At 62.1% G+C, this 21,626-nt stretch carries 8 protein-coding genes; all 8 read right to left on the minus strand.

Annotated features, from left to right (window positions below; all coding sequences use genetic code 11):
• Positions 1–23: 23 nt before the first annotated feature.
• A complete protein-coding gene (locus P5205_01905) occupies positions 24–6,785 on the minus strand; it encodes an immunoglobulin domain-containing protein (GenBank protein ID HSA09100.1) in 6,762 nt (2,253 codons plus the stop codon).
• Between the two features lie 51 nt (positions 6,786–6,836).
• Complete coding sequence (locus tag P5205_01910; protein ID HSA09101.1) at positions 6,837–8,657, minus strand: peptidylprolyl isomerase; 1,821 nt, start codon at positions 8,655–8,657, stop codon at positions 6,837–6,839.
• Between the two features lie 655 nt (positions 8,658–9,312).
• Positions 9,313–10,008 (minus strand): PEP-CTERM sorting domain-containing protein, encoded by a 696-nt coding sequence (locus P5205_01915; protein HSA09102.1) that lies wholly within the window; start codon positions 10,006–10,008, stop codon positions 9,313–9,315.
• 195 nt (positions 10,009–10,203) lie between these two features.
• Complete coding sequence (gene tgt / locus P5205_01920) at positions 10,204–11,346, minus strand: tRNA guanosine(34) transglycosylase Tgt (GenBank protein ID HSA09103.1); 1,143 nt, start codon at positions 11,344–11,346, stop codon at positions 10,204–10,206.
• An 89-nt stretch (positions 11,347–11,435) separates the two neighbouring features.
• The gene (locus P5205_01925; GenBank protein HSA09104.1) at positions 11,436–12,353 is read right to left on the minus strand and encodes an MBL fold metallo-hydrolase; all 918 of its coding nucleotides are present in this window, start codon (positions 12,351–12,353) and stop codon (positions 11,436–11,438) included.
• 140 nt (positions 12,354–12,493) lie between these two features.
• A complete protein-coding gene (locus P5205_01930) occupies positions 12,494–13,216 on the minus strand; it encodes a PEP-CTERM sorting domain-containing protein (GenBank protein HSA09105.1) in 723 nt (240 codons plus the stop codon).
• Positions 13,217–13,586: 370 nt separating this feature from the next.
• Complete coding sequence (locus P5205_01935; protein HSA09106.1) at positions 13,587–17,351, minus strand: alpha-amylase family glycosyl hydrolase; 3,765 nt, start codon at positions 17,349–17,351, stop codon at positions 13,587–13,589.
• 92 nt (positions 17,352–17,443) lie between these two features.
• Positions 17,444–21,544: an alpha-amylase family glycosyl hydrolase gene (locus tag P5205_01940; protein ID HSA09107.1), complete on the minus strand. Its 4,101-nt coding sequence runs from the start codon at positions 21,542–21,544 to the stop codon at positions 17,444–17,446.
• Positions 21,545–21,626: the final 82 nt, after the last annotated feature.

The raw sequence follows: 21,626 nt of genomic DNA on the forward strand, positions 1-21,626 counted from the left end.
TTCCCGCATGCTTGTCTCGAGGATCACGGATTATACTTCAGCCGATACCACGCCGCGGAAGGTCGCAGGCCCAGGTCGCTGAAATCATCCTCGATCTGGAACACCCCCGTCGACGGCGCGGTGATTGTCCAAGTCCGCAACAGTCCAACGCTGAAATCGAGGTTGGTCGCCCGCTGCGCTTGATACGGAAAAGTGGGGATCCCTGCAAATGTCACCGTCACGGGTCCACTCGGCGGCACTGTCGGAGTCTGCACTTGGCCCCCCTGAGGAACCACGGTGATCGCAACCTTCCTTGTGCGCTTGCCCCCGCGGTTGTCCGCAACCACGTAATCGAAATCGTCGCTTTCGTTGGCAGCCAGGGTGTAGAAGATATAGGTGGCGTTGGTCGTGATCGTCGCGCCCTTGGTGCTGGCCTTGCATCGCTCCAGCACCACCGGGTCGTTGTCCCGGTCCTTATTGGGGAATAAAGCACTCCACCGGATTTTCAGGGACGTGTTCCAGCCACGGACGATGTTGGTGTTGATCGCGTCGGGGCTGTGATGCACCCGCAGCACCCCGGTCGTGTTGAGCGCCGGCACGTCCCACGCCAGGTCTTCATCGTTGTCCGGATTGGCCGGGCCAATCGCGGCGAACCCACCGCTCCTGGTTGTGGCGTTGAACAGGGTGAACGCATCTCCGGGCACAAGTGCCTCGCCGGTGTTGGCCACCTGCAGCGTGCCGCCCATTGTCAACGTGCCGATGCCAGTCACCAGGTCACTGCTGGGGCCGGAGCGGTTGACCTCCACTACCGTCTTGCTGCCGCTGGCGAGAGTTACGTCGCCGCTCGCGGTGAGCATCCCGATAGCCCCGATGGAGGCGCCCGGGGCGAGCAAGCCGCCGCTCTCAACCGTAATGGCGCCGCCAATCGTTCCGTTGCCGCCCAAGGTGGCAGCATCGGCCACCGTGACCGCCCCGCTGCCAATAGAACCGTTCACCAGCAGCCTGCCGCCAATTACCGTTGTCGCGCCGCTGTAATCATTAGCGGTGCTCAGGGTCAACGTGCTGCTGCCCTCCTTGGTCAGCCCAGCCGCCCCGGAGATCTTGCCATTGCCGGCGATCGTGTAGTCTATGACCGAGTTGTTGGTCACGCTCTTCGGCGCCACGGTGCTGTCGAGCGTAATAGCGATAGATTCACCCGGGCAGCTTACCGTCAGCAACGCGTCCACGCTCACGACGGAGCGGTTGGGGTTGCTAACGAGCACACTGTAAGTGCCCGAGTCCGTTCGTTGGACCCCGGTGAGGGTCAGAGTGGTCGTGGTGACCCCGGAGAAGATCCCATCATTGATCAAGTCCACGCCGTTCTTACGCCACTGGTAGGTCAGCGGCCCGGTGCCCGTGGCCGCGACGGCGAAGTTGACTGTGCTCCCAAGCCCCACCAGTTGGCTCAGCGGCTGGGTGGTGATACTGGGGGACGGGCTCACAGTCAGCAGCGCATTGGCGCTGGTCGCGCTGCCGGCGATGTTGTTTACCACCACCGAGTAGCCGCCGGCATCAGCCGGCTGCACGTTGCTCTTCGTATAACTGCTGAGCGTCGCGCCCGAGATGTTCGCGTCGTTGAACCGCCACTGGTAGGTCAGGGGCGCGGTGCCGGTTGCTGCCACGCTGAACGAAACGGCGCCGTCCTGATCCACGGTCTGGCTGGCGGGCTGGGTTATGATGCTCGGCGGCACAAGGACCGTGAGCGTGGCGCCGGCACTGACGATGCTGCCGTAGGCGTTGGCGACCACCACCGAGTAGATGCCGGCGTCCGCCGGCTGCACCGGGTTCTTCGTGTAACTGCTGAGTGTCGCCCCGGAGATGTCCGCGCCGTTGAACCGCCATTGATAAGTCAACGGCAGCACTCCCTGCGCGGTTACACTGAACGTCACCCCGTTACCCACGACCACCGACTGGTTCTGGGGCTGCACGACAATCAGGGGCGAAGCGGTCACATGAAGCTGCGTCTGAGGAATCGTCGCCTTGGCCTCGCTGGCGCTGGACCAGCTCAACTGCGCAGTAGCCCCGCCGCCGTTCTCATAATACTCCATCTGGATGTCATAAGCCTGCCCGGCCGTCAGGGCGATCGAACCGCTCCATTCGGTTGGGCCCTGGTCCACCCACCTGTCAACCAGCGGCAAACCGTTGACCCAGAGGCGCACCCCATCATCCGTCCGGGTGTAAAAGGTATAGTCCTGAGTGTAGCGCGGCACGACCTGGCCGGTCCAGCGCACTGAGAAGGTGTCAACGGCGATGCTGGCGTCGGGAGAACCCTCCCCCCACGCAAAGTCAATCGTCGCATCGGTGCGGGTCAGCACGGGGCTCGTGAGATCCTGGTTGTCAAAGTATTGGCCCTGGAGCCCGTCGCCAGTGCCGGCGGCCACCGGCGAGCTTGTCACCACCAACTGGGCCTGGCTGCTGGTGACCGAGCCCCCGTCGTTGCTGACGACCACGGTATAGAAAGCGGCGTCGGACAACTGCACATTGGCCAGGGTGAGGGTCGAGGAGGTCGCGCCGGAGATGTTCACCCCGTTCTTCCTCCACTGATAACTTGGGGTGGTTGTGCTGCTGGCCACCACAGTGAACGTGGCGGTTTGGCCGGGGTCCTTGGTCACGCTGACCGGTTGCTGCGTAATGGTCGGAGCGGTGCTGATAACGGTCACCTGCTCGCTGTGCGTTGCACCAAACCAGGTTACCCCCTCGCGGATCATCCGCCAGTCGGTCGTGTAGGTGCCGGGAGTGGCCGGCGCGGTCATCGTGAAGGTGAACGTGTATGTGTTTCCGGGCCGCACATCTCCCGAGATCGTATGGCGGGTAGTCGGCGTGAACGGGTCGCTATCGCCGGCGGCGCCCAGGCGGAAGGCCCGCCCTTCGCGCCAGAGCACGCCGCGGTTCCGGAACGTCACGCTGACGCTGTAGCTCTGGCCGGCGTTCATCGTCGAGGGAATCGTGTCGCTTACATACTCGTCAGAATACTTGTCCCAGGTCGGGCTGGTGCCGAAATACGCACAAACACCCTTGTAGAGCCCCCACTCCGCGACCGAGCGGAAGAAATCGTCCGTGAGGTAGGAGGCATCCCCGCCGCATTTGTCGTGGAAGGCCAACTCGATCAGGCAGGCGGGGCGGTTCGGGATGCGGATCTCGCCGAAGCCACCGGCGGCGTCCTTCACCCCCCGGTTCGCCCAGCTACCGTCATACATTTCGCGGATCGCATCAATGGTATTGTTGTGGACGTTCAGGGCGAGGTTGTAGCTCGCGGTTTCATGTGCCGGATATTCCATCGCCGTATCACGGAACGTCTCCGTGCCGGTGCCACCCCCGGCGTTGGTGTGATGGGCAATGTAGATCTCCGAGCCGCGGTAATCGGCAAAGCGCGGCCGGGCACGGATGTCGTCGCTGCTCCTTCCGGTGGCGGTCTCCTCGCCGCCGACGCCGCTGGCATTCGCCCAGACAGAAGTAGGAAGACCGTTTATCCGCAGCCACGAATACGCCGCCATTTTCCACCACGGCTGTCCCTCGTAGCCGTTGCAGCAGTTGCTCTCGTTAAGCTCGCGGGGCACATGAACCGTTGCCCCATCCTGCGTGAGGTATTGGTAGAGGAACTGCATGAGTCTTATGGAGTTGAGGTCTTCCAGCACCGCTTCCCCGTATCCGCAGGGATCGGACCGCTGCCAATACCAGCCGCTCCCATTCCAAAACCTGCCGTGGCTGGGACCAATACAGATGTTTCTCCCTCCCAGCCCGCTGCTGGCTTTAAGGCTGGGCGCGGCGGCTTTGACAGCGGGCTCCGGCTCCACCGGCGTGGCGGGCGGCAGGTAGGTGCACAAGAGTTTCCCGCCGGTTTGCAGCCGGAAGCTGCCGTCCAATCCGAACTGCCGCAGCGTGGCCCTGACCTGGTTAAGAATCAGGGTCAGCCGGGCCTCATCCAGTTTGGTGCCGAGTTCCTCGCTGCCGAGGATGTCCTGCGAAAACTCCACAGTCGTGGTGTCCCCCTCGGTCTGCAACGCCAGAACTTTGGTTCCCGTCAGCACTCCCAACTCAAGTGCCTGGCCACTCGCGTTGGCAGGCGCCGGGGTTGCCAGTGCTTCCAACGCCGCTATCGGGTCATAGACTTCGGGCTGAGCGGGAGCGGACAGGCCACCCTGCTGCAAGCCGGCGAGGTCGCTGCCGGGCTCGATGTTTCCTGTCTTGGCACTATCAACGAGAGTGACCTTGGTATTGGCCGTCAGCGTTTCCGGTGTTGCCGCTGCACCCGCGGCGCGGGGGGCAACCAAGTCAGTGGTGCCTGTGCCGAACGGGGTCTGGTTGCCGGCCAAGGCGGAGCCGCCGGTGTCAGTGGACAAGGTGGAGGTCACGCTCATGGCGACCGCAGTGGTCGGGTCAGTAGCGGTAGTGGCCGCGCCGCCCGGAGCCCGCCTGTCGGCGATTGCCACCGTGTTGACGGTGTGACCACCCGGAGTAGTCCGCATGATGCTGCTCTCCCTGATTGGCCGAGTCGAGGAGGAGCTCCGGTCTTCACCGGGAACCGGGTCATTGCTTGTGGAGTTATTGACCAAGCTCGCCGGAGAGATAGCCGCCTGGAGCGCAAGGGGATTCAAGCTGCTGCAAGGGCTATCATCGAAAAGCACATCATGCCCGTCACAGTAATTGGCGGCATTGGGCGTAGCGTCCTCCCAGAAACCCGGAGTAGTGGTGTCCCAGGGTCCGTTGCCGCCAATCCATTTCTCTGTGCCATTAGCCACCACAACCGGATAGTCCAGCGTGCCATTCCCCGCATTGGCCCCGTTGTAGCCCTTAAGGTGCAGATACCAGGTTCCTCCGCTTGTCGGCGTGGTGGCAAGTGCCCCCGTGGTCCACTGCGTTTCGTTGTCCGCCCAACTATGCGTGGGCGACTGATTCCAAACATAGCGGTAATACTGGACTTTGCCGGGGCCAAAACCACCCACCGCTGTCCAATTCACAGCCGTGCCCGGGGCGCAAATGAATGAAGCATCGCGCGTCACTGTGCTGGTTGTTGGTGGCACCGACAAGGTCCAGACTACCCGGGAATCCTTTTGGCCAGTATAATTGTGCCAGGATCCGCGTCCGCTACCCGTGTTATCTCGCGCCTCAATCGTGTAGGTGTAGGCGGTGTTGGCCGTCAGTCCTGTATCGTTAGCCGAGGTTTCAGTGCCCCAATCATAGACTGTAGTCGAGCCCCCCCGATAAATCTTCATCCCCACGTCGCCGCGGCGGTAGTAATTGGCGGATGTGGCAGACGCTTCGTCAGCCGCCTCAGTCGAACCGGCCGCAATTCCAACGCCCTGGTCCAGCGGCATCGCCCAGGCCAGGTTGATCTGGGTGGTGCTGGCCGCCGCTACGCTGGAAAAACTGGGATTCTGCGGCGCCACGTTGTCCACGTACACGTCCATGTAGTTGGCCGCCCCCCCATCCGCAAAGTTCCAGCCACCGGTCACCCCGCTGTTCTGGAACGAGCACCGCTTGGACTTGCTGACGGAGAAGAAGTGGAACCGCCGGTGACCCGTCACCCCCGTCTGCGTGTGTGACCAGGAAACTCCGCTGGAGCTGACGTCCGTATAATTGCGCTCGCTGATGCCGTAACCCCAGTCAAAGAACATCACCTTCCAGAGCGGCACAGGCCCCGTCACCGAGGCGGTCCCGCTGGCTGCCACCGTCGTGCTATTGCCGTAGTAGTTCCCATTGGGCTGAGGATTGCTGCCGCCATAGAAGTTAGACACGTCAATGCGCGGGTACCAGTCGTCCTGTTCGTAGCCCAGGCCGTAGCTGCTGCTGTAGCGCGTCACGCTGCCTTCATTCCATCCCCGGTCGCCCCCGTTGCGCAGGCTCACCGTGCCGTTGAAGCCGCCACCACCGTTGCGCACCTTGAATAGAATCCGGCTCCAGCCACTCGGCATGCTGATTCCTCCGGTCTCGAAGTTATCCCGGTTGCAGCAACTGGTGCCCGACGAGATCAGCGTGCCATTCACATAGGTCCTCTGGTCATCGTCTGCCCCAATCAGGAACTTGGGGCTCGCTCCGCTGGGAGAATACATCCATGCAAACCCGAAAGAGTAACAGTTGTCGCAGTTTCCGTAACTGGCCGCGTTGCCCTTCCAATCCAGCTTGTTCTCCCAGTTGCAGTCCCCGGTCTGGACCCGGCCCGGTACCTTCCCGCCGTAGTTGAAGACGTTGCCGTGGGTGGTGTCCACCGCCGGGTAAAGATAGATGTCGGATTCCGTCCAGCCGGTGGCGTTGTCACCGATCACGCCGCTGTAACCGCCCAGGCAGACCCAATCGTTGATGTAATCCCACTTCTCGCCGTAGGTACGACCCTCGCCAGCCGTCACAGCGTTGTAGCCACTGTAGCAGTTTGGATACACAGTATCATTAAATGCATAAAAATATACACGGCTGTATCTATCCGCATCACCGTTCCAATTGGTATCAGGGAACAGATTATACCACCCAGACCGACCGCACTGGGTGAAGGTGACGGCTTGATATTCCGTGCCATCCACCCGTCGAACATGATGCTTTACGTCCTTACCGCGGTCGTTCGTCGCGCATGGGACTCTGATATCCATTCGGAAACGTCCGCGGAAATCCCATGCCGGATACCACCTGGCATACTTCCCGGAGTCAGTGCCGGCAGCGGTGGCGTATGCCGTGCCGCACGCATACCAGGAGCCGCCGAGTTCAGGATCCACTTCACCCGTATCGTGCGTCCATGCCGATGCCGGCGTCGCGTTCAGCGCCAAAATCCCTGCCAAGGCAGCAGTGATGGGTGTTCTTATTGAGTGTCGAATAATCATATCAACTGCTCACTTCCCACTTTCGCCCATTGGTTTTGGATCGGAGGCCGCCGGGCCGGCGGCCGCAGGTTTGAACTTGAAATGCTTCTGCTCCAAGAGGAACGGCTCGAAATCGCGTCGAAGGTCCATCTCAACCTGGCGGCGGAAATGTTCGGCGATGTAGGGCCGTGCCATCTCGTAGGGCGTCTTGCGGCTCGCCTCGTACTTGTTGACGCGGATCACGCAATAACCGCCAAAATCTTCAAAGGGCTCCAGGGCAATCTGGCCCGGCTGCAAACCGGCCACCAGCGGCTCGAGCATCGAGCCGGCCTGAAACAGGCGGCTCTGGCCGGTGATCAACTGCAGGCTCGCGTCGCCGCCGGCCAGTTGCTCGAACGCCGTGCCTTCCCAAAACCGGGCGATCAGTGTTTTCGCCTTTGCCAGCGCGTTGGTCCGGGCCGTTTCCCGGTCCTCGGCCGAAGCGTCAGCGGCAACACCCAGCGGCACCACGAGCACGTCGTAATCAAGCCTCGCGTCCACCGTTCCCTTCCACTGGTCCTGGTAATGGTCCGCCAGGCGCGACTCCTCAAACTGCAGGCCGGCCAGGTATTCGGGGATGAGGGCCATCGTTGACTGGTAGGCCAGCCGCTTATTCAGCTCGTAACGCAGCCGCTGCTGGAAGCCCGGCCGCTTGTCCAGCCCCATGCCCCGCGCCATTTCGCCGAGTTGGATCTGCTGGCCGTGGTCCCGCTTGATCATCTCCAGCAGTTCCTGAGTGGGCATGCCGAGAGAGGCACGCTCCCCGGCCAACGCACCAATGTCTTCCTCCGTGAGGACGAACTGACCGCAACGCAACACCCCGTTAGTTGATAGGTGAGGAGTTGATAGTTGATGGTTGGGATTTGAGGACGGCGGATTGGTCTGGACGTTTACGAAGGGGAATGCAGTCTCCGCAGCCTTCATCATCTCCTCCATGCGCCGCCCGGCCAATTCTCCGGCGAGCACTTGACGTGCGAAGTGCATGGCCTCTTCCCGGCTGATATTCGCCGGGAGTTGCATCTGCACGACCTTGACCAACTCAAATCCGTCGGCTACCGGCAGCGGATCGCTCACCTTGCCCTCGCCGAGTTCCGCCAGGGCCATTACGCCTTCTTTCCCCCAGAGGTCCGGGGGGTAGGTATTGGTCTGCGCCGTCTTCAGGTCGAGGTCGGAGTACCGCTTTGCGACGGCGCCGAAGTCCTGTCCGCCGCGAATCAGTGCCAGGGCCTCCTTCGCCCGCGCCAGCGCCTGGTCCCCGTGCTTCTGCGCGCTGATCCCGATCCGCCGGGCTTCGATCGCCTGGATGGTCAGGAGCTTGAACTTGTTGGCCTCATAGTAGTCGGCGACTTCCTTGTCGCTCAAGAACACGCCCTGGCGTATTTCTTCGATCAGGGTCCGGCTCAGGACGCGCTGCTCCATGAGCTTCGCCTGCAACTTCCACCCAGGCTCCTGGTCCAGGCCCCGCTGCCGGGCCTCGCCGACCAGGATGCGCAGCGCCGCCAGGTGCCGGGCGACCTTCTCGTCCAGGCTGATCGCGTTGGTGGGCGCGTTCCGCTCCGCGTCGGCGAGGAAGTGGGGTTCGGCCGAGTATTCGGCGAGGTCGCCAGCAGTGATGCTGCCGCCGTCATAAGTGGCGACCGTGTTGGTATCCCCCGTTGGAAGCAATTGGCCTGCGGGCAACTGATTTGTAGGCAATTCGGCATGCGTGGCGAGGATGAGCGCAAGGCCAAGCCACGCCCCAGCGACGACTACAAGCGTCCTGTGCCGGGGCATAAAACTGCTCCAGAACGCCTCGTTCCGAGCGTGTTCCATGATTGCGGTCATTGCCCTGAGAATCAGCCCGCACCAAACACTTGCTCGATTCGGGTTTTCTTAACATATAGGGAACCAAAATCAGCCAATTTCGTCAACCACAATTGGCGACAACTGGTAGGATTCCCGCCCTTGAGTGGCGTCAGGCAGTAAGCGGCCGACCAGGGAATTGGGCAGGTCGCACCACAGGCCCTGTTGCCCGGTTTCAGGGAACTCGATCCGGCCTTCCCTCGGCAAACCAGCACTTCTGGCCAGTATCGGTCAGAATCGTCTTACCGGGCAGGCGGACTCAAGACCTGTGCCGCAAGCAAGGTGTAACCGGCCACGCGTGTCACACCGTTGTCACACCGGCAATTCCGGTTTTGGAAGGTCGTGAGGTCGGATGTGCTTGGGAACCACCACTATCTGAGAGTGGACATGGCGCAGGTATCCATTAAGACGGCTATTCGGTCCTGGAATAGGGGTTTGCGTTGATGGATTGAGGTAATATGGCACCGAACACCCAGCCGAAGGCGGACTCAGCGAACTGCGGGGGTTGATTTGCAGAGGTCTTGGTTTACTGACAGGAAGCAAGGCGGCGACATTCCATCCGCAGTCGCTTCCTGCTGCCTGCAGGAGTGCGGATGAACAAGTGTGCCGATCAGACAAACCCGGCTCAGCCGGGCGCCGGCTGAAGCTTGTGCCTCTTCAGCCGATAGAAACCAATCACTCCGCCCAAGAACAGCACCGCCATAGCCCCCTCCACCAAACTCCCGGGCTCCGGCACCGCCGCGAGTTCGAAATCCAGTCCCCACTGTGTCACCCTGCTCTGATCCCCGCCCAACACGTCCGAGATGAACAAAGTCCAACTTCCGTTGGCATCCAATCCGTTGAACGAGCTCAGCAGCGCCGTCGGGGTTGTCCCGGCAATGGTCCCGCCTCCAGACTTTGGATCAATGTTGCGCCCGTCCGGCGCGTAAGGCCCCGTCGGCACACTCCCTCCGCCATACCAGTGAATGTTCCCGCCAGCGCCCGCATCATTGAACACCACATTCATCCCGGGATTCCCGTAGCCCGTGTCGTTGCCGGAGGAACTGCCAACCCGGTTCAGCAGCACTGAGAACCCGCTGTTATGCACCAGGGAGGCATAGAGGTCCCCATTCCACCCCCCGGTCAAGGTCAGCGCCACGCTCAGGCCCGCGATTGTCCCCACCTGGCCACTCACCGACCGCGTGTCCGCCCACCCGGACTCATTCCCATCCGGGATCAGCCCCCCGTTCTGGAAACCGCCGCTGTAATAGACGAAATCCGCCTGCGCTGGGCGCACCGCCAGCGCCAGCAAAACCACCACGACCAAGCCGGAACGTTTCATAACACTGCAAGTGAGGGCGCGATTATCGTGCCCCTGCCGGGAGTGTCAACATGAAATGCCGGCGTTCTGCCGCCAAATTTCTGGAATCACCGGGCGGGACGCCCGGCGAACCGGCGGGCGAGAGGACGCCTACCCTGCTTTGTCCGCCGCGCTGCCGCCCCGGTGGCCCGTCTTGCGCCTTTCCTGGCGCCAAGCCTACCGCTCGGCTTCAGCGGCGCGGGCCAACAAGACCTTCTTCGTCGGGACGTAGCGGGCTACAAACTCACGCCGGAATTCGGCAAAGGTCCCCGCCGCAATCGCCTCGCGCATTTGGGCCATCGTCCGCAGATACATCCGTGTGTTGTGGACGCTTAACATTCGGAGCCCCAGGATTTCGTTCACGTTGAGAAGGTGCCGCAGGTAGGCGCGGGTGAAGTGGCAACAGGCGAAGCAGTCGCAGTAATCCTCGATGGGCCGGAAGTCGGCCTTGCAGGCGCCGGCCTTGATGCTGATGGTGCCCTTCCGGGTGAAGGCGGTGCCGTTGCGCGCCACCCGCGTTGGCAGGACACAGTCAAACATGTCCACCCCGCGCGCGACCAGCTCTACCATTTGCGCCGGCGTGCCCAGGCCCATCGCATAGCGCGGCTGCCTGGCCGGCAGGAAAGGCTCGGTCATCTCGACCGCGCGCAACATCTCGGGCTCCGGTTCGCCGACACTGACGCCGCCGATGGCGTAGCCGTCGAACTTTAAGGCCACCAGGGCCCTGGCGCACTCCTCGCGCATCACCGGATTGGTGCCGCCTTGCACGATGCCAAAGACCTGCTGGCCCGGCGCGCGCGGCTGTTCGCGACATTCCGCGGCCCAGCGCATGGTCCGCTCCACGGCGGCGCGCAGCTCGCGCGGCGTGCTGGTGTGCGGCGGGCAGTCGTCGAACACCATCGCGATGTCCGAGCCGAGCGCCGCCTGAATCGCCATTGCTTCTTTGGGCCCGAGAAACAGCAGGGAGCCGTCCAGGTGCGACCGGAACTCGACGCCGTGGGCCTGGATCTTGCGAATGGTCGCCAGGCTGAACACCTGGAACCCGCCGCTGTCGGTCAGGATCGGCCCCGGCCAGTTGATAAACCGGTGCAGCCCGCCCGCGGCGCGGATGATGTCCAGCCCGGGCCGGATGTTAAGGTGGTACGTATTGCCAAGGATGATCTGGGTCCCCATCTCCCGCAGCTCGCGCGGGTCAATGGCCTTGACGCTGCCCTGCGTGCCGACAGACATGAAAACCGGTGTGTCCACGACGCCGTGGGGCGTGGTCAACCGGCCCAGGCGCGCCTTGCAGGTCGCATCGGTCTTGAGCAGCTCGAACATGGCGGCGAGGTTCAACTACCTCACGGAGCCGGGCAACTGGAAAATCGGGCAGCCAGTCGGCGGGTGCCGCCTGCCGCGGGCCGCGGCGGTTACGCCCGCATCGCGACCGGCAAGTCCACCGTCACTCCTTCGCGGGCCGCCTCGATTCTCAGCTTGCCTTTCCGGGTGGCAACAAGCTTCCGGGCGTGGGCCAGCATCCGGGCGATCTTGGCGTCGTCGTGGTTGGGGTCGTGATGAAAGAGGCAGAGCATTTTCACCTCCGCCAGGAGCGCGAGCGACACGACGTCATCGAGGCAGCCGTGGCCCCAACCGGTGTGCAGTTGGTATTCCCTGGCATCGTACTGCGTGTCCATGATCAGGAGATCGGTGCCGCGCAGGAACTCAACCAAATTGCGGTGCTTGCTCCGCCCAGCGGTGATGCCCCCCGGCTGCGATTCATTGTCGGGGAAGAAGGCAATAGACCCCCTGGAAGTAAACAGCCGGTAGCCAAAACAATTGCCGGGATGATTGGCCGGCGCGGCCTGGACGCGGACCGATCCGATACGGAAGCAGCGCCTTTGGAGTTCCTCAATGCGGACGTTGGCCGGCACCTCGCGCAGGCCAATCGGGAAGAACGGGCTGGACATCTGGCCCGCCAGCACGACATCCAAACCGTGCCGCGCTCCTTCGTAACCCAGGATGCGCAAGTGATTCTGCGGCTTGTACACGGGCTGAAAGAACGGCAGGCCCTGGATGTGGTCCCAATGCGTGTGGGTCAGCAGCAAGGTTAGTTCGAGCGGTTGCGTGTCGAATTCGGCGGCCAGGTGGCGGCCAAGCAGGCGCATTCCGGTGCCGGCGTCGAGAATGATGATTTGCCCATCCGCGCGGACCTCGACGCAAGAAGTATTGCCGCCGTAATGGACCGTGGATGGCCCCGGGGTGGGAATGGACCCGCGAACGCCCCAGAACGTTACTCGCGTGGTTTGGGCGCGCCCCGACCTGCCGTTGGTGCTTGAGCCTGTGTTCATGGAACCCTGTGGCTGACTACACGCCCTATGCTAGCCTATACCGAGCCAAACTCAAAGCTGAGAATGTATCACGGCCCCGGGCGCACCAATGAAAAAGCCCCGCGGAGGCGGGGCTTGAAAAGACAAACCTGTGGCAGAACTCAGGAGCGGCGACGGAGACAGAGCCAGCCAGCCAAACCGAGGCCCAAGAGGGAAAACGTGCCAGGCTCCGGAATCATGTAAGTGACGAAGGCCGTCTGCGTAAACGGATTCCAGCCGTCGGTGCCAAAGTCGTTGCCCGCGATTGCCTCTTGAGAACGATAGCCGGTGGGCGAACTGTAGGTTCCGAACAAGTCAAAACTATCGCCAACGCCCACCCCAATGTTGGCGAGCGGGAAAGAGAGGCTAAAGGTAGAACTGCCGCTGCCGGACTGGTTGGCTCCAGCGATCCAGTTCAGGCTCCATTGACCACCACTTGCGAGCCCAAACAGGCTGGCATACCCGCCTTCAATAGCCACGGCGTATTCGGGCTCAAAACCCGAGAGGAAAGTCATCGTGCTACGCCCCGGGCCGCCGGAATTGCCGGTGGAAGTATAACCCGAGATGGCGCTCCGGGCGCCGTCACCGTCATCGGACAGCGTCGAGGTATCCGTAAAGCCACCCGCTACCGAATCAATGTAGATCACCAGCGCATTGTCCAGACTGCCGGCACCCTTGGTCAGGGTGAAGCTCAGATCGGTCGGGGTGTGGGTCAAACTCAGGGTGCCCAGGCCCACGGCGCCGCCCCAGCCGCTATTGCCGTTTCCGGCATAATCCACGGCTTGCGCTGAAAGACAGAGGGACATCAAAATGGCCGCTGCAGTAAGGCAAACATTCTTTTTCATAGCAGATTTCTTATGTGACAATTACTTGCGCCTATTCTTAGCGCAATTCGCATAGGAGTAAAGAAGAAAATACGTTGCTTGGGCAATAGAAATACCGCATGTACATGCGGGTCGTTACTGGCCGGCATGGCGGCTGTTTTGGACCTGCCGAAGAAGGGAGATTACGAGCGGTGTGCAGGTGGAATATGAGCGGAACACGCGGGAATGTCTCCGCCCGCCCGTGGCAGCTACGCCGTGCCGCCACGCCAAACGGCGGCCAAGCGCCACCCATAGGGTCGAGGATTCGTGGATTCAGGCAAGGCAGAGGATTGGCCGATGGGTGGCCGCGAATTCGGCTAAACTGGCCGCGGCCACCGGCTCTGCGGGGGCGTCAGGGCAGCACGCTGACCCGGTAGAACATGCTGGCATTGGTGGCTGGTCCCACGGGGCAACTGGCAGTGGCGCTCGCAGCGGTCACAATTCCGCTGATGGGCACGAAGCTGCTGTTGAGGTCGGCGGTGGACCAGACGCGGTAGGTCTTGCCGGAGACGCTGGACCAGGTGAGGAGGTTTCCGTATGCCAGGCTCAGGATACGAAGGGGGGTATTGGATTCGAGCGGGTTGGTGCCGGCGAGGTCTTCGGCGGCGTTGGTGATACCGTCCTGATCGAAGTCGCCGTTGGGATCGAGTAGAACGACGCCGGCGCTAGACGGGCTGAAGGGGCCTTCGATGCCGGCGTTATTGAAGGCGCTGACCATGGCGTAGTTGGTAGTGCCGAGGATGTTGGTGATCGTCTGCGCGGTAGCGGTGACGATACCGTCGAAGACGTTGGAGGCGCCGGGAGAAGTGCCGACTATGAGGTGATAGGCAGAGACGCCGCCTTCAGGATCCGCCAGCGGAGCCCAAGTGAAGGTTGCACTGGGACCAATGGAATAAGCCTTCGGAGTCGAGGGAGCGGAAGGGGTGGCGGGTGGAGTGACGTCGTAGAGCTTCAAGTACTGGGGCTCGAAAGGCGCGTTGGTCCAACCACTGTCGGCGCCGGGCACGGGGTTGAGCGAGACGTAGATGCCGTTGGCGAGGAGGTTGGAGCCAGCCAGGCCAGCACCAGGCCAGAGCCAGTAGTTGCGGCGATTGGAGTCGTAGGCGGTGTAGGCGGCGATGTTGCGGACGTTGTAGGTGCGGGCCGGCTTGATGCCGAAGAGGTTGGCGCTGTCCTGAGTAATGTCCACGTTAAAATTGCCCTGCTGGGAGTTATTGCGATCAAGGTTGGCGAAGGCGAAGATCACGTCGAAGCAGTTGGGCGAGCCATTCGGCTGCTCATACTTGGCAACGGAGAAGATGTTTGTCTGCGGTTTGCCGCTGCCAACTTGGTTGAGGAAGAAGCGATTGGACGAGCGGAGCGCAGGGCTGAAGCCGCGGGCCTGGTTGATGGCGGCATAGACGGGCCAGAGGAAGTCCACACCATAGCCGCGGTTGTTGAAGATGGGCTGGAGAGAGTTGTATTTCTTGAACTGGGGGATGAGCTTGCTGAAATTGATCTCATAGAGGTCGAACCCGGTGGTGCGGGTGATGCCAAGCTCCTGCCCGTAGAAGATCATCGGGGCGCCGTCCACGGAGCTGCAGGCGGCATAGCGGATGAGGGCCTGGAAGGGGTCATCGTAGTTCTCCTCGTCGTGGGAGGTGGTGTTGAGCAGGACGAGGCCCTGGCCGTAAGAGCGGCGGCGGTCTGCGAAGATGTTGCGGTAGTCGCTGGCCGTGGCCGCCGACTTGAGCGGGAAAACGATGTTCTCGTTGAGGATGTCGAAGTGCCGGTTGGAGCGGTAGGTGACATTGCCGCCATCGAGGGATTCGCTCATGAAGACAAAGTCCCATTTGCGGCTGCGGGCCTTGTTGATGATGTATTCCCAGGCCTGGGGCGGCAGGCCCTGGCCGAAGTCGGCGCGGAGGCCGTCAATGCCTCTGGATGTTTGGGCGGCGGGGGTGCCGTAGGGGCAGCCGGTCTTGTCCAGCCAGTAGAGGACATAGTCGGAGAAGTAACGCCACACATTGCGGGTCACCGAGTCGAAGTGACCGTTCTGGTCGCCGTATTGGTCCTCGTCGCCGATGCTGTAGTCGAACCAATCGGCCTCGTTGAGGTGGGCGCCGGATTCCGCAGCGCTGGGCGTGAGGGCCGCGTAGCGGCCGAAGAACACGTCGGCGACATCGCTCCACTTGCCGAAGTCACAGCGATCCGGGGCGACGGCGACGTTGCCGACCCCCGAGGCCCGCATATCGTAGCGGTCGGCTCGGGAATAGAAGCGGGCTTCCCAGTTGCGGATCTGATCAGCAGCCTGCGCGCCGCTGGCGAAGTAGTAAACGCCGCTGCCGTCCAGTTCGCAATCCCAGGCGGTGTGGTTGAAAGCGGCGTCGAGCATAACGTTGAGGCCGGCGGCGTCGGCGGCGGCGACAAAGTTGGTGAACTCGGTCATGGCGGCGTCGCGGGTGTTCGCCTTGCTCATTAGGGGGTTGACCTGGAAGAAGTTCTTCACGGCGTATGGACTGCCGATGGAATAGGGCTGGCCGGTGGCGGGATCAGTATGGCGACCGGCATCGCCGATGGGATGAATGGGCTGGAACCAGAGCCAGTTCACGCCGAGATTCCGGGCATAGGCCAGGTTGAAGCGGTTGGTAACGGGATCATAGGGGCGGGAACCGGGCCCGCCGTGGAGGTCGGTGAATGTGCTGCGCTGATAATCCTGCATGCCCTGGGAGCCGATGTTGAGGACGTTCAGCTCGTAGAGAGTGATATTGCGGGCCTTGCGGGGAGCGACAACAAGGGCGTGATCGCGGCGGCCGCCGTCGGAATACCAGAACCAGTTAGTGTCGCCGGTTATCTGGTAGCGCGCAGTCAGGCGATAGGCGCCGGTCTTTTGCGCATTGAGCGTGAGGGTGTATTGGCCGGGTTGGCCACCCGGGCTCATGGTGTAGGCCTTGTAATATTGGCTGTCGTCGCCGGCGGCAATAGCGGCACCGTCGGGCGGCACGATGCCGTCTTCGACGCCGTCGCCGTTGGCATCGAGCGCGGCGCGGTCGCGGCGATTGAGGTTGGAGAAAACCTCGGCGTTGGTGACGCCCGAGACTCCGGGTGAAAAGAGAATGGCCAGGGGGACGGAGTCGGCTGCCGTTTCATCCACGAAGACGTGAGTGGTGGTGTAATTGGCGTTAAGACCGTTGACGGTGAGGACGGGGTCACCGGCGGCGCCGATGGAAAAGTCGAAGACGGTGTTGGGCGAGCCCGCGTTGTAATCGGCGAACTTCTCCTCGTTGTTGGTGCTGTGCCAGGCGCCGATCTTGTATTTGATGGTGATGAAGGCGGGCAGGTTGCTCACTGTACCTTGCCACCACATGGCGTTGCCTGCGGGGCTGGTGTCGTCCTCAACGTGGTCGAGCGCCAGGGATACCGCTTGAGAAGTGCCGCCGGCGACCCCGAGCGAGCCGGTTGGGGTGGCTCCGTCAGTGGTGAAATAGACAGCGGCATGATCAGCCCAGCGGGAGGCGAGGCTGGAGTCCTTGCCAATGTAGCCGAGCTTGATCCAGAAAGCCACGTTGTAGTGAGTGTCGTCGTCGCCGGGGCTGACGACGCGGTTGCCGGCGTGGAAGAGCCAAGCCGGGCGGTTGCGGATGGCGAAGGGAGACGTGGCGGCGGTAGCCTGACTGGTGGTCGTGCTGCTGCCGCCGTCGCCGCCGTAGAGATAAGTGTTCTCTGCCCCGGAGTCGAAGTTCAGGTACAGGTAATACTGGATGACCTCGTTGGTGCCGACGCTGGCACTGTTGAACGACGCCTTCCAGTATTGGTTGTTGGGGCTGGGGCCGCCGTTGAGGTGCCAAGTGAGGGCGGTGTTGCTCCAGGAACCTTGCGTCGCGCCCTTGTAGTAGAGCGTGCCGCCGGTCTGGTTGGCGGTGCCATAGCCGGGGTTGTTGTACTTCTGGACTCCCTGATAAACGGTGACGGTGGTGTCAGTTCCGATCTCAAACTCAGGGCTGCGCATGTTGAAGCCAAGATCGCTGGTGTTGTCCGGGATGTGCCAGGCGTTGGCCAGCACCCCGAAGCACTGGTGACCAGTGGTCAGGCACATGGCCAAGCAGACGAGGATGGCCAGATGAGAGTGACTTTTCATGGCAATTGGGAATTTGAAGCGCGGAGCGGACGCCTCGGCGAGACGTTCCTGTCGACGAAGAGACATTTTCGCATTAGGTCCGGCTCGCGAGTTTAGGGCAGGACCTGGATACGGTAGAAACGGTTGGTGGCGCCGGAGGAAGAGTCGAACCAGCGGGTGACAGGGTCAGTGAGGCTGGCCGGGACGACCGCGCCGACAATTGGCTGCATAGGCTCGTGCAGGTTGGTAGTGGCGAGCACTTGGTAGGATTTGCCGGGCACGCTGGCCCAAGTGACCTCGGCAGGAGTGTCGGGAACCAGATGCGTGATGCGGAGGAAGGAATTGAGGTCGCCCGGGTCGGTGCCGGCGAGCAGTTCGAGCCAGTCGGGAACGGTGTCTCCGTCCGTGTCGAGGACCGAGTTCCGGATGCCCACAAGCACGGTGCGGCTCGCGCTGAGATTCACGCCGTTGGAGAAGGTGACGAGAATGGTGTTGGTGCCGGGGGAAAAGTCCCGCCAGTTGTAGTAGATCTGGCGCATTCCCGTGCCGCAGCCAAAGGGGCGGATGTTGTAGAGGACGTTGCTGTTGGCGTCCTGACGCGGTTGGAAGACGCCGTTGATGTAGATGCTGAAGAGGTTGTAATTGGTGGTGGTAAGGGTGGCGGTAAAACAGGATGAGATGGTGAAGACATCATTGGAGTTGAGGGTGAGCACCTGTCCGTCAGTGGATGGATTGACGATATTGAGCACGGTGGCCGGTCCTTGGGCATTGATTGTGCGGGTGACCGTAGTGTAGCGCTCCGGGTAAACGCTCGACGCGGTGTCCTTGAGGTAAACATCAATCGTGGCGGTGCCGCTACTGGCAACGGGACTGTAGGCGAAGCGAAACTCCTGCGGGTAATTGGGGTACTGCTGACTCAGGCCGCCGTCCGGAGAGACTGCGCTGGCCGTGCCACAGTTCTGGCCATTGTTGTCGGTGATGCAGTAATCCACCGCTGTTGTCGAGCTGTCGGCGCGCACGACCACGGTGTAGGTGCTGCTAGTCAGCGTGGCGCCGTCTGTGGCGGGGTAGGCAATGACTCCGCCCGGCAACTGGCCGGCGTAGTAAAAGGTCTGCAGGAAGGTGTTATAGACCGCCGATTTGCCGCTGCGCGGCAGGAAAGCGCGCGCGCGGACAATGTGGAATCCGCTACGCAAGCCGGTGGTGGTGTCGCTCGTGTTGAGGTTGTTATGCAGCCACACCGTGGCGGCGGTGGGATTGAAGTTCGTTATACCGAATTGGGTCAGGCCGTAAAGCTTGGCGCCGTCGGCGTCGGAAATGGCCTCAATCGGGCCATAGACGCCGCCCTTGAACAGGGCCACCTTGTAGCGAACTTCGGGGCTCCCGGACTGTGCCGGGATGGTGCCCTTCCACCAGTCGATGGTGGATTCAGCCACGTCGTTGGTCTGCCACCCCGCCTCGACGACCTGGGTGGTCCCTTTGCCGACGCCGAAGGCTCCTTCGGGATTGGTGCCGTCGGTAGTGTAGTAGATAAAGCACTTGTCAATCTGGAACTGGTAGCCTGACTTGATCCAGATATCCACGGGCTGGCCGGCCCCCGGATTGTAGGGGATGCGCTGAGTGGGAGTGCTGCGGCCTTTGGCGGTATTAGTCGCCGCCGGATCGTGATAAACCCAGTCGGCTGTCTGGGTCTTGACACCCAAACCTCCACCCGCCCCATTGACCACCGACGTGGTTGTGGTGCCGACGGTGTATTTGTACGTCTCGGCGCCGGGTGAAGCGATTGTGTTCCGGTCGACCAAACGTGCGCCGAATTTCTCCGGGCCATAGCGGAACTGCTGCAGCGCCTGCTCGTAACCGAGCCATACGTCAGTGACATAACCAGGCCGGTTGTCCCGCCGGTCAAAGCCCGTGCCGGGGCCGAGGCCCATGTGACTGTTCAGGTCGAGCCCGCCGTCCAACTTGACCGCCATATTCACGGCCGACGCGTCGCTGCGCAGGAGCATGTCAAAGGGCGCATTGGTCAGGACCGGAATCCGGATAGAGTAGGTACTGGTGGTGGCGGCGAGATTGCCTTCGCCGGGAGCGAGCAGGACGTTGCCGCCGGAGTCCACGCTCCCCCGCATCTTGAAGGGATAAACCGGGCCGAAGCCAGGATCGCCGTGGCTGCCGTCGCGGCGGGTGACCAGCAGCGTCGGCGCGACTGCCCCGCCCTGCCGGAAGGTGATGGCATTGGTCAGCACATTTGCGCGGCTCGGCTCCGGCCACTGGTAGCCGTACATCACCCAGCCCCCGGCCGGAATGAGCAACTCAATGGCGCCGCCTCCCGGGGCCAGGACCTGGCCGCCGGCCACATAGATTTTCCGTTGCGCCGGGCTGGCAGCGAAGGCGGTGGAAGTCGCCTCTGCCTGACTGGTCGTGGCTTCATGCACCAACAGCTTCGCACAGGTGCGGGAATTGCCGCCATTTGGCGAACTGCTGGCCATCTGTGACAGGACTGATCCGGGTGGAAAGCCGACCACCAAGCCAAAACCCTTGGAGGGGCTTCCGTTATAGCAGTTGTAGTAACCGTCATCGGCTCTAACGATCCCGTCGTCAAAGAGGACATCGCCGGAGGGGTTGTTGTAGGTGGCGTTCATCGCAAAGAGGACCACCGTGGCGTCGGGGTTGCTGTAAGGATCGCCGCCAGCAACGTCGCGATAGTCATATCGTTCGAAGGCGACGATATGACTGTCGCTCCAACGCGGGCGCGTGCCGCCGCGGGCCATCTGATTGTGGATGTAACAGGTCTCGGGCATGGTGTTATCGCCGAATTGACCGAGGTAACAAGTCATGGGGACCTGTGGGAACGTGGATTCGCTGCCGGGCGGGCCAGCCCAGTTGAAGTTATCCGAGTAGATCATCGGCAGGCCCTCGTGCATGAAGTAATAGGCGTTCTGCAGCTCGCGGTGGGTCGGACAGCAGAGGAGGTGGTCGTGATCCTCGGCGAACTGGACGCCCTGGGCGGCGCTGAACGCGCCGTCGTACGGAATGAAATGAGGCTGGTCAAGGTCCGCAGGCAGCGAGCCGCCGCCCTGCAAGCCACCATTGAGCACGGTGCGCAGGGGCGAGTTCAACAACCGCATCCCGGTACTGATGTATTCGCCGTACGACGGCGGGGAGCCCAGGTGTTCGCCGAAGACCATGGCGTCATTGCGCGGCGCCTCGGTGTCGAAACAACTATTCCGGTTATCGTCGGTTTCCGGGTAGCCGTTGGTGCGGACGTTGCTGCCGTAGCCGTGCGTGAAATCGAACATGGCCTGAATTCCGCCAAGGTAACCGCGCCAACTGGTCGAGTAGTCGCCGAAGAAAGGGGAAGGCACATGCTTAACTGCATCCAGCCGGAAACCGTCGCACTTGGTGGCGTGGATCGTCCACATCGCGGCGCGGGTGAGGTAGTCCTCGACCCGCTCGGCGACGGGCTGGCCGTTGGTGCCGTTGAAGGCATGCCAGGTGCCTCCGGGCCAGCTAAAGCCAGGCGAACCGCCGGCAGCCCATGAACCCAGGGCAACGGTGTTGGTGTCCATGTAGTACTCGGGATTGGCGGGATGGCGGACGAAGAAGGGCTTGCTGGCTTGGCTCCAGAGGGACGGGCCAAAGTTATAGTTGATCCCGCCGGGTTCGGTAGCCAGATCGCAGAGGCCGTTGATCGGCTCGTTCTGCACATAATCCTGATCGCCCCAGTCCTCCACATTCGGCCAGTTCCGGTTCCCGCTGCTGGTGGTCTTCAAATGGAAGTCCTGTGGCAGTAGCCCCGGGAAGAAGTTGGTGGGGGTGTAAACGTCATAGCCCGGCACGACTCCCTGGCGGTGGTTCATGATGTTGTCGAAGTAGACGCGAATGCCGAACCGGTGGGCGGTCTCGACCATCTCCAGCAATTCGGCTTTCGTGCCGTACTTGGTGGCGACGGTGCCGTTCTGATATTTGTCGCCTAGGTCAAACGGATCAAAGAGATCGTAGCCCACCGACAGCAGCCCACCGCCCTTGGCGGGCACGGGGAGCCACAGGCTGGTGTAGCCGGCCTCCGCCAGCTCGGGCATCTTCTGGCTGAGTTCGCTCCACTTCATCTGGAAGAGCTGAAGCATTGCCTCGCCCCGGGCAGCCGTCAGGCCGCCAAAGAGAAGTATGAAAACGACGCTCAAAGACGCGGTGCGGTGGGCAAGGCTAGTGCGCATAGTCCGATATTATCGAGCTTAACATTCAGCGGCGCCCGATAGCTACCGCACAAAGATGCGGGCGCGGAATGTCCCGCCATCT

The sequence above is a fragment of the Candidatus Paceibacterota bacterium genome, assembly GCA_035452965.1.
GTDB lineage: Bacteria > Verrucomicrobiota > Verrucomicrobiia > Limisphaerales > UBA8199 > UBA8199.